At 69.7% G+C, this 13,552-nt stretch carries 14 protein-coding genes; 10 read left to right on the top strand and 4 right to left on the bottom strand.

Annotated features, from left to right (window positions below; translation table 11 throughout):
• Nucleotides 1-12 precede the first annotated feature (12 nt).
• The 4 genes from MTP10_RS08045 to MTP10_RS08030 all read left to right on the top strand — a co-directional run bounded on the left by MTP10_RS08045 (nucleotide 13) and on the right by MTP10_RS08030 (nucleotide 1,867).
• Nucleotides 13-270, top strand: a complete 258-nt coding sequence (locus MTP10_RS08045) for a WhiB family transcriptional regulator (protein WP_310708398.1) — start codon at nucleotides 13-15, stop codon at nucleotides 268-270.
• A gap of 115 nt (nucleotides 271-385) precedes the next feature.
• Nucleotides 386-1,090: a CPBP family intramembrane glutamic endopeptidase gene (locus MTP10_RS08040; RefSeq protein WP_310708397.1), complete on the top strand. Its 705-nt coding sequence runs from the start codon at nucleotides 386-388 to the stop codon at nucleotides 1,088-1,090.
• Between the two features lie 163 nt (nucleotides 1,091-1,253).
• Complete coding sequence (locus MTP10_RS08035) at nucleotides 1,254-1,445, top strand: type II toxin-antitoxin system VapB family antitoxin (protein ID WP_310708551.1); 192 nt, start codon at nucleotides 1,254-1,256, stop codon at nucleotides 1,443-1,445.
• Nucleotides 1,439-1,867: a PIN domain nuclease gene (locus tag MTP10_RS08030; RefSeq protein WP_310708396.1), complete on the top strand. Its 429-nt coding sequence runs from the start codon at nucleotides 1,439-1,441 to the stop codon at nucleotides 1,865-1,867. The genes MTP10_RS08035 and MTP10_RS08030 overlap by 7 nt, the downstream gene beginning before the upstream one ends.
• Nucleotides 1,868-1,950: 83 nt before the next feature.
• Here MTP10_RS08030 and MTP10_RS08025 read toward each other — a convergent pair whose 3' ends face one another.
• Entirely contained in the window at nucleotides 1,951-2,670 is a 720-nt protein-coding gene (locus MTP10_RS08025) for a PIG-L deacetylase family protein (RefSeq protein ID WP_310708395.1), read from the bottom strand.
• Between the two features lie 204 nt (nucleotides 2,671-2,874).
• Here MTP10_RS08025 and pcrA point away from each other — a divergent pair, with 204 nt between their 5' ends.
• The 3 genes from pcrA (at nucleotide 2,875) to MTP10_RS08010 (ending at nucleotide 6,476) form a co-directional block, all read left to right on the top strand.
• The gene (gene pcrA / locus MTP10_RS08020; protein WP_310708550.1) at nucleotides 2,875-5,094 is read left to right on the top strand and encodes a DNA helicase PcrA; all 2,220 of its coding nucleotides are present in this window, start codon (nucleotides 2,875-2,877) and stop codon (nucleotides 5,092-5,094) included.
• Between the two features lie 657 nt (nucleotides 5,095-5,751).
• On the top strand, nucleotides 5,752-6,105 hold the full coding sequence (locus MTP10_RS08015) for a hypothetical protein (protein WP_310708394.1): 354 nt from the start codon (nucleotides 5,752-5,754) through the stop codon (nucleotides 6,103-6,105).
• 17 nt (nucleotides 6,106-6,122) lie between these two features.
• Nucleotides 6,123-6,476, top strand: coding sequence for a YbaB/EbfC family nucleoid-associated protein (locus MTP10_RS08010; protein WP_310708393.1), 354 nt, complete (start codon nucleotides 6,123-6,125; stop codon nucleotides 6,474-6,476).
• On the opposite strand, the gene MTP10_RS08005 is transcribed toward MTP10_RS08010, so the two are convergent.
• Nucleotides 6,477-7,403 carry a hypothetical protein gene (locus tag MTP10_RS08005; RefSeq protein WP_310708392.1) on the bottom strand — a complete coding sequence of 309 codons (927 nt, stop codon included), beginning with the start codon at nucleotides 7,401-7,403 and terminating at the stop codon, nucleotides 6,477-6,479.
• A gap of 153 nt (nucleotides 7,404-7,556) precedes the next feature.
• Nucleotides 7,557-8,564: a L,D-transpeptidase gene (locus MTP10_RS08000; RefSeq protein WP_310708391.1), complete on the bottom strand. Its 1,008-nt coding sequence runs from the start codon at nucleotides 8,562-8,564 to the stop codon at nucleotides 7,557-7,559.
• Between the two features lie 303 nt (nucleotides 8,565-8,867).
• Here MTP10_RS08000 and galE point away from each other — a divergent pair, with 303 nt between their 5' ends.
• Nucleotides 8,868-9,851 carry a UDP-glucose 4-epimerase GalE gene (gene galE / locus MTP10_RS07995; RefSeq protein WP_310708390.1) on the top strand — a complete coding sequence of 328 codons (984 nt, stop codon included), beginning with the start codon at nucleotides 8,868-8,870 and terminating at the stop codon, nucleotides 9,849-9,851.
• Nucleotides 9,852-9,973: 122 nt separating this feature from the next.
• Here the strand turns inward: galE and MTP10_RS07990 are convergent, their stop codons facing one another.
• Entirely contained in the window at nucleotides 9,974-10,858 is an 885-nt protein-coding gene (locus MTP10_RS07990; protein ID WP_310708389.1) for a hypothetical protein, read from the bottom strand.
• A 598-nt stretch (nucleotides 10,859-11,456) separates the two neighbouring features.
• Between MTP10_RS07990 and sucC the strand changes: the two genes are divergently transcribed.
• Nucleotides 11,457-12,638 (top strand): ADP-forming succinate--CoA ligase subunit beta, encoded by a 1,182-nt coding sequence (gene sucC / locus MTP10_RS07985; RefSeq protein WP_310708388.1) that lies wholly within the window; start codon nucleotides 11,457-11,459, stop codon nucleotides 12,636-12,638.
• A gap of 3 nt (nucleotides 12,639-12,641) precedes the next feature.
• Nucleotides 12,642-13,517 carry a succinate--CoA ligase subunit alpha gene (gene sucD / locus MTP10_RS07980; RefSeq protein ID WP_310708387.1) on the top strand — a complete coding sequence of 292 codons (876 nt, stop codon included), beginning with the start codon at nucleotides 12,642-12,644 and terminating at the stop codon, nucleotides 13,515-13,517.
• The last annotated feature ends 35 nt before the right edge of the window (nucleotides 13,518-13,552 follow it).

The raw sequence follows: 13,552 nt of genomic DNA, 5'->3' as shown, positions 1-13,552 counted from the left end.
ACCGTGGGCGCCATGCCATTGGAGGAGACCGGCTGGCTGCGCGGGGGCGCCTGCAGATCCAGCGATCCTGAGCTCTTCTTCCCGCTGGCGCCCTCAGCCGCCCAGGAGCGACGCGCCAAGGCGGTGTGCGCCCGCTGCGAGGTCCTGTCCGAGTGTCGGGCCTACGCCATACGGGCGGGGGAGACGGAGGGCATCTGGGGCGGTCTCACCCCCGAGGAACGCCGCCGCTCCCGCTTCCCCGCCGGCTGGCGCACCCGCGCCACCGCCTGACCCGCGCCGCCGCCCGACCCGCGCCACCTCCCTACACGTGTCACCTCCCGACCCGCGCCACCGCCTGACACGTGCCACCGCCTGACACCGTGCGGGCGGGACGTAGCCTGCAGGGATGCTGATCGCGTCGATCGTCGTGCTGGCCGCGGCCAACGTGCTGAACAACCGGGTCGCCCCCCGCCTGGCGCCCCTGACCTCCACCGCCGCCACCGCCGCGCTGGTCGCGATGGCGCGCCGGTCCGGGGCCTCCTGGGCCGAGCTGGGGTTCGAGCATCCGCGCCGGGGCGCCCTGACCGGCGCCGTCCTGGCCGCGGGCGTGGCGGTCGTCTACACGGCCGGCGTCGCCGTGCCCCGTACCAGGCCGCTGTTCCAGGACGAGCGGGCCCTGTCGCTCACGCCGGCCCGCGCCCTGGAGGAGGCCCTGCTCCAGGTGCCGGTCGGCACGGTGCTGCTGGAGGAGGCCGGGTTCAGGGGCGCTCTGTACGGCATGCTCCGCCGCGACCACGGCACGGCGGCGGCCACGGCGGTCTCGTCGGCGCTGTTCGGGCTCTGGCACGTGCTGCCCGCGATCGACATGGCCCGCGCCAACCCGGCCCTCGGCGCGCTCACGGCGGGGGAGCGGCCTGGGCGGCTCGACACGGCGCGGGTGGTGGCGGGCAGCGTGGTGTCGACGGGCGTCGCCGGAGTGCTGTTCTGCGAGCTGCGCCGCCGGGCCGGTCTGCTGGCGCCGTCCATGCTGCACACGGCGACCAACTCATTGGGCTACCTGTTCGCCCGCCTCGCAGGACGGCGCCGATCGGCGATTTCACCTGAGGGGTGAGAATCCTCCACCGGTGTCACAGGGGTGCTGAAACGGCCGGCCGCGATGCCCTAGCGTCTCCGCGACGCCTTTCCGTGCCCGTGCATTCACGGTGAGTGCGTATATCAAGATCACGATCTGTGATATACCCTGGAGGTAGCGGAGGTGATGTCCCTTGCGTACGGTGATCGATATCGACAAGGAGCTCCTGGAGATAGCCCAGGAGGAGTTGGGCACGAAGAACATGAAGGAGACGGTCCACGCCGCCCTGACGGAGATCGCCGAAAGGGCAAAGCGGCGCGAAGCATTCGAATACTGGACCTCGAAGGACAATACGGATCTACTGGATCCGGAGCTCATGAAGCGTGCGTGGTAGCCACCGGCGTGGTCTACCTGATCGACAAGAGCGCTCTGGCGCGGATGCCCCGCCCCGCCGTCGCGCGGGCGCTGGAGCCGCTCATGCTCGACAAGATGCTGGCCGTCTGCACGGTCACGCAACTCGAGGTCCTCTTCAGCGCTCGCGATCCGGCCGGATATGAGCTCGATGCTCAGCACCTCCGCGACGACTTCCGCCACCTGCCCGTCAACGCGGATGTGGAGATCCGCGCGCTGCACGTGCAGGCCATGCTGGCGCGCAGGTCGCAGCACAGGGGCGTGGGCGCGAACGACCTGCTGATCGCGGCCTGTGCCGAGGTGCACGGTGCCACGATCCTGCACTACGACCGGGACTTCGACGTCATCGCCGAGGTCACCGGGCAGCCGTCGCTCTGGGTCGTGCCGCCCGGGTCCGTGTCGTAGGCCGGCTCACGGTGCCGCTCCGCGCCGTGCGGATCCACGTCCGCGTGGTCATGGCTCTCGCCCGGGGGCGGGAGCCATGAGCGTCAGGCCGTCTGGACGACCTGGAAGCCCTCCGCGTAGCGGCCCTCGCCGAAGCCGGCCCGCTTCCCCCACGAGGCGAAGCGTTCCTTGACGAAGTCGGCGAAGCCCTCCACGTGCGCCACCTGGCTGACGTGCGACTGGAGCGCCGTCAGCTTGCGGTCGATGGCGTCCGTCACGTCCACCCAGTGGTCCGGCGTCGAGCCGCCCGTCAGCCACACCTCGCGCACGGTCCACGCCTCCAGCCCCTCCTCCGTCAGCAGCTCGGGGAACGCGTACGGGTTGCGGGCGTCCGGATAGACCGCGTCGAGGGCGGAGCCGCCGACCGCGCGATGGTCGGGGTGGCTGGGCGCGATGAACTGGTAGTTGCGGTCGGGGTGGTGGGTGATCACCAGGTCGGGGCGTACCTGGCGGATGACGCGCGCGATGTCCCGCCTGAGGTCCAGCGACGGGACCACGGTGCCGTCGGAGTAGCCGAGGAAGCGCACGTCCGTGACGCCCACGGCCTTGGCGGCCGCCGTCTGCTCGGCCCGGCGCAGCTCCGCCATGCCGGAGTTGTCCAGCTCCCGCTCGTTGCCTCCGGCGTCGCCGTCCGTCACGACCAGGTAGGTCACCTCGACGCCCCTGTCGCCGAACAGCGCCACGGTGCCCGCCGCGCCGAAGTCGACGTCGTCGGGGTGCGCCGTGACGGTGAGCACCCGGTTGATCTCGCTCTCGGCCAGCATGGTCGTCCTCTCCCATTCCGATCTCTCCCGCGCGGCCGATCACCCGCGTGATCACCGCGGGGCCGATCCTGCCGTACGGCCGACGGTCCCAGGATCTCCCCTCCCGTGACAACCGGCGGTCCGGGGCCGTCATTCCGGGCGCCGTTTGTCGGCGGGGAGTCATAACCTAGGTGGGTGCCGACCCACGTCTCTGTTGACCACCCCTTGCTCGACGGCCTCAACCCGCAGCAGCGCGAGGCCGTGATCCATCACGGCAGCCCGCTGCTGATCGTGGCGGGGGCGGGGTCGGGCAAGACGCGGGTGCTGACCCACCGCATCGCCTACCTGCTCGCCGAGCGCGAGGTCCACCCGGGCGAGATCCTCGCGATCACCTTCACCAACAAGGCCGCCCGCGAGATGAAGGAGCGCGTCGACAAGCTGGTCGGCCCGCGCTCCAAGGCGATGTGGGTGATGACCTTCCACAGCGCCTGCATGCGGATCCTGCGCCGCGAGGCCAAGCGGCTCGGCTTCCCCTCCAGCTTCTCGATCTACGACCAGGCCGACTCGCAGCGGCTCATGGCGATGGTCTGCCGCGAGATGGACCTCGATCCGAAGCGCTACCCGCCGCGGTCGTTCTCGGCGCAGGTGAGCAACTTCAAGAACGAGCTGGTCGACTACGAGACCGCGTCCGACAGGGCGGGCTCCCACCTGGAGAAGGTCCTCGCCCAGGCGTACAGGAGCTACCAGCTCAAGCTCACCGAGGCCGGCGCGATGGACTTCGACGACATCATCATGAACACGGTGACGCTCTTCCAGCTCTTCCCCGAGGTGGCCGAGCACTACCGGATGCGGTTCAGGCACGTCATGGTGGACGAGTACCAGGACACCAATCACGCCCAGTACATCCTGATCAGGGAGCTGGTGGGCCGGCCCGAGCTGCGCACCACCGACGGTGAGCTGGTCAGGTCGGGCGCCGACCAGTCGGAGCTGTGCGTCGTCGGCGACGCCGACCAGTCGATCTACGCCTTCCGCGGCGCGACGATCCGCAACATCCTGGAGTTCGAGCGCGACTACCCCGACGCCCGCACGATCCTGCTGGAGCAGAACTACCGCTCCACCCAGAACATCCTGGCCGCCGCCAACGCGGTCATCTCCCGCAACGAGTCGCGCAAGCCGAAGAACCTCTGGTCCGACCAGGGCGACGGCCCCAAGATCGTCGGGTACGTCGCCGACAACGAGCACGACGAGGCCATGTTCGTCGCCCAGGAGGTCGACCGGCTCACCGACGAGGAGGGCGTCAGGGCGGGCGACGTCGCCGTGTTCTACCGCACCAACGCGGCCTCCCGGGTGTTCGAGGAGATCTTCATCCGCACCGGCCTGCCGTACAAGGTGGTCGGGGGGGTGCGCTTCTACGAGCGCAAGGAGGTCAAGGACCTGCTGGCCTACCTGCGGGTGCTGGCCAACCCGGCCGACGTGGTGTCACTGCGGCGCATCCTCAACGTGCCCAAGCGCGGCATCGGCGACCGGGCCGAGGCGATGATCGAGGCGTTCGCCGCGCGGGAGCGCGTCACGTTCTGGGAGGGGCTGCGCCGGGCCGACGAGGCGCCGGGCATGGCCACCCGCTCGCTCAACGCGGTGCGCGACTTCGTCGCCATGCTGGAGGAGCTGATCGCCAAGGCCGAGGGCGTGCCGCCGTCCGCGCTGGCGGAGGAGGTGCTGGTCGCCACCGGCTACCGCGCCGAGCTGGAGGCGTCGGAGGACCCGCAGGACGAGTCCCGCCTGGAGAACCTCAACGAGCTGATCTCGGTCGCCTCCGAGTTCGAGGAGGCCAACCCCGAGGGCACGCTGGTCGAGTTCCTGGAGCAGGTGTCGCTGGTGGCCGACGCGGACCAGATCCCCGACGCCGACGGCGGCCAGGGGGTGGTGACGCTGATGACCCTGCACACCGCCAAGGGGCTGGAGTTCCCGGTCGTGTTCCTGACGGCGATGGAGGACGGCGTCTTCCCGCACGTGCGCTCGCTGGGCGAGCCGAAGGAGCTGGAGGAGGAGCGCCGGCTGGCCTACGTCGGCATCACCCGGGCGCAGAAGCGCCTGTACCTCACCCGGGCGGCGGTGCGCAGCTCGTGGGGCGCGCCGTCGTTCAACCCGGCGTCGCGGTTCGTCAGCGAGGTGCCGGGGCAGCTCATGGACTGGCGCACGCCGCCGGAGAAGACGGCCTGGAATGCCGCGACGCGCCGCGAGCCGGCCGCGCCCGCCACGCCGAAGAAGGGCGGCCGGGCCGTCCCGTCGCTGACCCCCGGCGACCGGGTGTCGCACGACGCGTTCGGGCTCGGGACCGTGGTGTCGGTGGACGGGCAGGCGGAGAAGACCAAGGTGAAGATCGACTTCGGGAGCGGGGGCGAGAAGACCCTTCTGCTCGCGTACGCGCCGCTGGAGAAGCTCTGAGCGAGATTCCGGGAGCAGGTGCGCGGATGATGCCCGCGCAGGATCTGTAGGGCCTTTCCCGGAAACGGGTTGCCGCTCCGGCAGGCGGCGTGACGGCGGTACCGGTCAGGACATCCACGGTGACCGCCGTCGCGCCGCCGCCGCGTTCGTACCGGCCTTGGCGGCGCACCCCTGCGGCCCAAAGTACACTTTACCTCTAGGTAATATCGGCAATCGGTGAAGGCGGCCAGTGGCCTGCGCCAACGCGATAAGGCACACCCAGAGGAGGATGTCATGTCTTCAGGGGATAACTCCACTCCGTCACCTTCGCCCACGCCGTCGTCCACGGCCACGACGTCGCCGACGCCCACCCCAAGCCCGACGACGCCCAGCCCGTCCGGCACGCCCACCCCCACGCCAAGCCCGACGGACCCAAGCCCCACGGCCACGCCCAGTCCGACGACACCGAGCCCGACGACACCGAGTCCGTCCGGCACGCCCACGCCGAGCCCGTCCGGCACACCCACGCCGAGCCCCACGACTCCGAGCCCCGCACCGACGCCGACCGGAGCGCCTCCCGCGTGGCCGGCTCCCTCCGCTTCCCCGTCGGTCACCCCCGGCACCACCTCCCCGCCGTTCGATCCGTCGCCGGCCTCGCCGAGCCATGGGACCCCGGCCATGCCGCCGACCGACTTCTACGGAAGCAACTTCACGAAGGCGGCCGGCGCGTTCGTCACCGAGCACGACGACCTCGCGGGGGACACCCGCCGGATTCTCGACGCCATCGCCGCGCTGGGTGACTTCGCCGGCACGGACGACACGGCGAAGACGTTCAGGCAGGGCTATTCCACCGCGCTGAAGAAAGTATCGACGTACGTCAACGCGCTGAGCGACGTCTATCCGGAGATCGCCGAAAGGCTGGCCGGTATGAGGACCACCTTCGACGTCGCGAACTGGGCCGTCATCGAATCCCTGCCAAAAGTGTCCGACCCGCCGAAGTTCTCGGAGTCGGACGGGAAGCTCAAGCCCTGACGTTTCTTGGAGACCTGATGACCACACCGGACGACGGCGCCCCCTTCCTCGACGAAGAGATGAGCCGCTTTCTCTCCCAATTCCAGGCCGACACCGCGCCGCTGGAAGAATTGCGGGAAAGGCTCGATGCCATTCGCGGCCGCGGCGAGGCGGCCGACGGCCTGGTGCGGGCCGAGGTGTTGCCGAGCGGCGCGCTCGGCAGCCTGCGGATCGACCCGCGGGCGATGCGGCTCGGCGCGGACGCGCTGGCGGAGGCCGTGCTCGCCGCCGCGAACGACGCCACCGCGGATCTGACCGCGCAGATGGCGGGATTGATGACGGACGGCCTGAACCCGTTCGCCGACGAGATCAGGCGCTTCGACCAGGACTGACTACCTGGCCACTGCCGGGTAATACCCGCGCCAGCGCCTGAACTGGTCCTGGCCCGCGGCGACACCCAGCTTCGCGAGCATCTGCTCCCAGGTGGGCAGCAGACTGGCGGGATCGTCGACCACGTCGCCGGGCCTGTTGAGCGCGTTCGCGGTGGTGGTGAAGATGCTGGACCCGGTCAGGAACACGATGGCGTTCTGCGCCGCCTGGTTCTGCGGCAGCAGCTTCGCGACCTTGCCGAAATTGGCCGGATCCACATGGTAGAAGACCATGCAAGCCGCGAAGTTCTTCAACATGTACATGCCGCGGTCGTCCCACGAGCCCATGTCCTCGCCCCTCGCCAGCTTGAACCCGTCGACGATCGCCTGGTCGAGGGCCGTGTAGGCGAGGCTGCCCCCGACGGCGTAGATGAACCGCTTGCCCACGGCGTGTTCGAACATGCTGAGCAGCAGTCGTGCCTGCCGCTTGCGCATCGCCCAGTTGATCAGCACCTGGACCTTCTTGTCGATCGCCGGCCAGCAGAAGAACATCAGCAGCTCGATCCACTGGATCATGGCCATCGTCCGGAGCGTGTGCTGGGTCTGCTCCAGCATGTCGGCGTAGTCGTCGATCGCGTCGGCGAACCCGCGGATGTACGCGGAGACCAGCGGCGGATAGGGCGCGATCTCTTCGGTGAAGTAGGTCCTGAAGGCATCGAGGCCCGCGCCGGAGTTCGGTGGCCGCCACAGCCTGCCCGCGACCTCTTCCATGTCGTCCAGGCTGACATCTGTCCGCGCGGCCAGCTGCCGCAACAGCTGCGCGACCTCGCGCGCCTTGGCCGGGTCGCCGTCGGGGTAGGCGACCTTCAGCATCTGCAGGACCACGCCGGCGACACCGGCGGCGGAGAACAGGAACCCCGCCTGCGGGAGGAACTTGGGGGACGGACTCACGTAGCGGACCCTTTCTCCACCGCGGGACGAGGCATCCCATCATCCCAGGTTTATCGGCTGCCACACCAGCCCCACGGCCCGGCGACCGCGTGCCGGACGGCGGCCGGTGAGACGACGCGCCCGCTCACCGGCCGGGTCCGGACCGTCGGCGGGTCAGCTCTTGGCGGCGGTCAGGGCGCTGCCCTTCTTCCACTCGGTCCAGTTGAGCTGCCAGTAGCTCCAGCCGTTGCGCCAGTCGAGCTTGCGCTTGGTGCCGGTGATCTTCACCACGTCGCCGCGCTGGGCGATCGTGTAGAACCAGCGGGCGCCCTCGGGGGTGGCGCGGACGCAGCCGTGGCTCTGGTTGGAGCGGCCGAGGTACTGGTAGTAGCCGGCGCTCTGGTGGACGTACTCGCCGCTGTCGGAGATCCGCACCGCCCAGGGGATCTCCTCCTTGTAGTACTGCGGGTCCTTGGGGTCCGTGACGCCCATCCAGGACGAGGTCATGGTCTCGACCCGCTTCTTGCCCATGGTCAGGTGGGTGCCGCTGGTCGTCAGGTACACGTCCACGCCGTTGCGCACGAGGCCGCCGCGGCCGGCGCTGATCGCGATCCGCTTGGCGAGCTTGCCGTCGCGGTAGGTCTTCATCACGTGCCGGCGCGTGTCGACCACCGAGATGTTGGCGGTGCCCACGGCGAAGCGGCGGGAGACGTCCTTGGCGGCCTCGTTGCCCGGGATCTGGCTGAGGTGTGCGGTGAACAGCACCTTCTGGTGCGGCTTCCAGTACGTCTTCGTCCGGTAGATGACCTTGCGGGCGGAGACCCAGCGCCACGCGCCGTCGACCGGCTTGTCCGCCTGTACCTCCAGCGCCGCCTCGGCCGCCGCCTTGTCCCGTACGTCACGGTCGAACGTCACGATGATCGGGAAGCCGACGCCGACCTTCTCCGTGGTCTCGCCCATGGGCGTGATGTCGGCGATATCCAGCTTGGGCTTCTTCGGCGCCGCCTGCTTGGCGGCGCCGGCGGCCAGCGGCTTGCGTGCGGCCGTGGCGCTCTTGGTGGGTGCGCCGGCGGCCGGCGTCGGCTGCGCCCGCGTGGCGGGCGCGCTCTCGGCGGCGCAGGCCGTCATCGAGACCAGAGCCGCCATGGCGATCAGGGCCGGCAACCGGGTGAGGGGATTCACGGGTCACTCCAGAACTTATGTGCTTCGCATGCGTCTCATAGGTAGACAAACGAAACCGGCGTTCTGAGGGCCGTAAGTTGTAACGATCACATAACGCCGTTGGGCCGTCGGTGGAGCGACACGACCGAGGCCTCGCCAATGGTCACGAGCGCCCCGCGTGGTGACCGAGGATGGTCGGGCACGGCGTTCCGGGGCCGGGCGGCCCGCCGGGCCGCGAGGTCCGCCGGCAGGCGCCGGCGGACGTGGTGGGGAGCTCGACCGGGCAGGCCGGTGGGCGGTGATGGTGAGGAGCAGGGGGCTGGCATGAGCGTGTTGATTTCCGGCGGCGCCGGGTTCATCGGGAGCACGGTGGCCTCGGCGTGCCTGGACGCCGGGATCGAGCCGGTGATCCTGGACAACCTCGTGACCGGGCGGCGCGAGTTCACCGAGGGGCGGGCCTTCTACGAGGGCGACATCAGCGACGGCGCGCTGGTCGACAAGGTGTTCGCGGAGCGGCCCGACATCGAGGCCGTCATCCACTGCGCGGCGCTCATCGTCGTGCCGGACTCGGTGGCCGACCCCGTCGGCTACTACCGGGCCAATGTCGCCAAGAGCCTCGACTTCGTCGATCACCTGCTGCGCAACGGGTGCGAGCGGATGATCTTCAGCTCGTCGGCGTCGATCTACCGCGCCGGGGACGACCACACCGTCGACGAGCGCTCACCGCTCGACCCGCAGAGCCCGTACGCGCGTACCAAGGCGGTGTGCGAGGCCATGTTCGCCGACATCGCCGCCACCCAGCCCGTCAAGGTGCTGTCGCTGCGCTACTTCAACCCCATCGGCGCCGACCCGAGCATGCGCACCGGGCTCCAGCTCCGGCGGCCCAGCCACGCCCTCGGCAAGCTCATCGAGGCGTACGAGGAGGGGACGCCGTTCCAGATCACCGGCACCGACTACCCGACCCGTGACGGCTCCGGCATCCGCGACTACATCCACGTCTGGGACCTGGCGCAGGCCCACGTGGAGGCGCTGCGGCGCTTCGACGGGCTGTTCCCGGAGGGCTCGATCATCAACCTCGGCACCGGGTCGGGCACGACGGTGCGGGAGCTGGCCGACGCGTTCAACCGCGTGGCGGACCGGCCGGTGGAGGTCGTGGAGACGGCGCGCCGGCCGGGCGACGTGGTGGGCGCCTACACGCGCAGCGACCTCGCCGAGCGGCTGCTGGGCTGGCGCGCGGGCTACTCGCTGGAGGAGGGCATCAGGCACTCCCTCGCCTGGGCGGCCGTCCGCGACTCCAGGCTGTCCTAGGAGGACGTCAGCCCGTCCCGGGCAGAGCCCCCGACAGGGCCCCGGACAGGCGTCGCGCCCGCCTCCACCCGATGCGGGGGAGACGGGCGCGATCCGTTCTCAGCGGGCTATGACCCGGTCTCTCAGTGGGCGATGGCGCTCAGCGGGATGGTCTTGGGGCCCGGGATCTGGATCGCCTCGTCCAGGGTCTTGGCGACCTCCAGCTCCGGCGGGGCCGTCACGGTGACGGGCGTGCCCCAGTCGCTGAAGGTGGTCTCGACGCTCACGGTCGCGCCCTTCGCGTCAACCGCGCCCAGCGCCTCCGCCGGGATGACCGACACCAGCCGGACCGGCAGGCCCTTGGCGTCGACGGTGAGCTTCCAGCCGATGGAGCCCTTCACGGACTTGGCCGAAGCCAGCCCCAGGGTCGCGGCGAATCCGGGGGACGTCTTGCGCAGATCCTTGGCCGCGACCTTGCCGGTGTAGCCGTCCTTCGTCGCCTTGGCGCCCTTGAGGAGGGTCTTGAGCGTGGCCGGCTCGGCGAGGATGTTCAGCGGCTGGCCGTACATGGCGGTCATGCCGATGGGCTGGGTGCCGGGAACCCTGATCCAGGACTTGCCGGCGTTGAACACCGCGCTCCACAGGCCGCCCGTGAGGTAGGTGTACCGGCCCTTCGTGACGATCCGCTCGGGCATCGTCAGCGCCGTCACGAGGTCGAGGCCGAGCTCATCCGCTCCCAGCTCCTTGGCGAACTTCTCGGCGTCCTCCCTCTTGATGTTGAACTGGCCGGTGAGGTCGGAGGCGACGACACCGGAGGCGCCGAACTGCAGCGTGCCGGCACGCCGGAGGCTGATCTGCCGCACACCTCCGCTGGCGATCTTGACCTGCTCGACGAACTTGACGCCCTTGCCCGCCACGAACTGCTTCTGGACCGCGGCGACCGGGTTCACCGGCGCGGCCTGGGCCGGGGCGGCCGCGATGAGCGTGGCGGCGGACGCCAGGGCGACGCCGGTGAGGATTCGCTTCATTCTCTATCCTTGTCGTTTCTCATTTGGATGCTGGAGGATCATGGCAAAGAAAGATCACGAGGATATCTCAGGAGAGGGGCGCTGTAGAGGGAAATATGTGTATTTCTCGTGCAGGTCTGGATTTCGCGCGAGAAAACGACGGCCCGTGAGCGGCGCGTCACCGCTGAAGAACGGGTTCCGCTTCCGTACGTGACCGTCGTCGTCTTCCGGTGGCACGGTGGCGAGGGTGAGGGCGACCCCACTGGCGTTCATTCTCATTTGTTTTCCCGGCCGCACGGAGAAGCCATGATCCAACTGGCTGGTCCTCCTCCAGCTCGGTGCTCCAACCGTCCCGCCGGTGCCCGCCCCTCCAGGCCATTTTGCGGGGGTTTGTCGGCAGATAGCGGCATACGGGTGCTTCGGGGGCCGCAGTTCATCCCTCTTCGGATGCGAGGCGACATGCGGCCGAAGTGAGATCACCGTCACATCACGGCATATCCGCGACCCGGTGACCAGGGGACGTCAAGCTTGGGGCTAGGCTTCACTGGCGGAAACGCCCGGCACGTACGGGGTGGCCCGGGCCGTCGAACATCAGTCGGATAAGCAAGGACGGACCCTCGTGGACCTGTTCGAACATCAGGCGAAGGAGCTCTTCGCGGACTACGGCATCCCGGTGCCCAAGGGCATCGTCGCCCACACCGTGGAGGAGGTGCGCGCGGCTGCCGAGCAACTCACCGGCAGGGTCGTGGTCAAGGCCCAGGTCAAGACCGGCGGGCGCGGTAAGGCCGGCGGCGTGAAGGTGGCCGACGACGCCGCCGACGCCGTCGGGAAGGCCACGGCCATCCTGGGCATGGACATCAAGGGCCACACGGTCCACAAGGTTCTGGTGGAGGAGGCCAGCGCGATCGCGGAGGAGTACTACTTCTCCTTCCTGCTCGACCGCGCGAACCGTACCTTCCTCGCGATCTGCTCCGCCGCCGGCGGCATGGACATCGAAGAGGTGGCCCACACCTCGCCCGAGAAGGTCGCCAAGGTGCCCGTCAACGCCCTCGACGGCATCGACCGGGCCAAGGCCCGTGAGATCGCGGTCGCCGGCGGTCTGCCGGAGCAGTCGCTCGACGGCGCGGCCGAGCTCATCGAGAAGCTCTGGTGCTGCTTCGTCGACGAGGACGCGACGCTGGTCGAGGTCAACCCGATGATCCTGTCGGCCGACGGCCAGGTGAAGGCGCTCGACGGCAAGGTCACGCTCGACGACAACGCCTCCTTCCGCCAGGCGGAGCACGAGGGGTACGCCGACAAGGCCGCCGAGGACCCGCTGGAGGCCCGGGCCAAGGAGAAGGACCTCAACTACGTCAAGCTCGACGGCGACGTCGGCATCATCGGCAACGGCGCGGGCCTGGTCATGTCCACCCTGGACGTGGTCGCCTACGCCGGCGAGGCGTTCCCCGGCAAGCCGTCCCCGGCCAACTTCCTCGACATCGGCGGCGGCGCCTCGGCCGAGGTCATGGCCGCCGGCCTGGAGATCATCCTCTCCGACCCGTCGGTGAAGTCGATCTTCGTGAACGTCTTCGGCGGCATCACCTCCTGCGACGCCGTCGCCAACGGCATCGTGGCGGCCTTCAAGCTCCTGGAGAGCCGCGGCGAGGCGGTGACCCACCCGCTGGTGGTCCGCCTCGACGGCAACAACGCCCAGCTCGGGCGACAGATCCTGGCCGACGCCGCGCTCCCGCGCGTCGAGCTGGTTGACACGATGGACGACGCGGCCAAGCGCGCCGCCGAGCTCGCTGCGGTAGGTGCGTGAGACATGGCTATCTGGCTGACCGAGAACAGCAAGATCATCGTTCAGGGCATGACGGGCGGTGAGGGCACCAAGCACACCCGCCGCATGCTCGCCTCCGGCGCCCGCGTGGTCGGTGGTGTCAACGCCCGCAAGGCCGGCATCACGCACGAGGGCCTGCCCGTGTTCGGCACGGTGAAGGAGGCCATGGAGAAGACCGGCGCCGACGTGTCGGTCATCTTCGTGCCCCCGGCGTTCACCAAGGACGCCGTCAAGGAGGCCATCGACGCGGAGATCCCGCTCTGCGTGGTGATCACCGAGGGCGTGCCGGTCCACGACTCCACGGAGTTCTGGGCGTACGCGGTGGCCAAGGGCAACAAGACCCGCATCATCGGCCCGAACTGCCCCGGCATCGCCTCGCCCGGCGCGTCCAACGCCGGCATCATCCCCGCCGACATCACGACGGCGGGCCGCATCGGCCTGGTCTCCAAGTCGGGCACGCTGACCTACCAGCTCATGTACGAGCTGCGTGACTTCGGCTTCTCGACCGCGGTGGGCATCGGCGGCGACCCCGTCATCGGCACCACCCACATCGACGCCCTCCAGGCGTTCCAGGACGACCCCGCCACCGACGCGATCGTGATGATCGGCGAGATCGGCGGCGACGCCGAGGAGCGGGCCGCCGCCTACATCGAGCAGCACGTCACCAAGCCGGTCGTCGCCTACGTCGCGGGCTTCACCGCCCCCGAGGGCAAGACCATGGGCCACGCCGGCGCGATCGTGTCCGGCTCGGCCGGCACCGCGCAGGCCAAGAAGGAGGCCCTGGAGAAGGTCGGCGTCCGCGTCGGCAAGACCCCCTCCGAGACGGCCCGCCTCATGCGCGAGATCATGCAGGCGCGCTGACCCGGCGCACGTTCCGCGGAAGGCCCCGCACCGGC

The organism is Nonomuraea sp. 3-1Str (genome assembly GCF_031570565.1).
GTDB lineage: Bacteria > Actinomycetota > Actinomycetes > Streptosporangiales > Streptosporangiaceae > Nonomuraea.
This window is presented reverse-complemented; position numbering and strand designations above follow the sequence as displayed.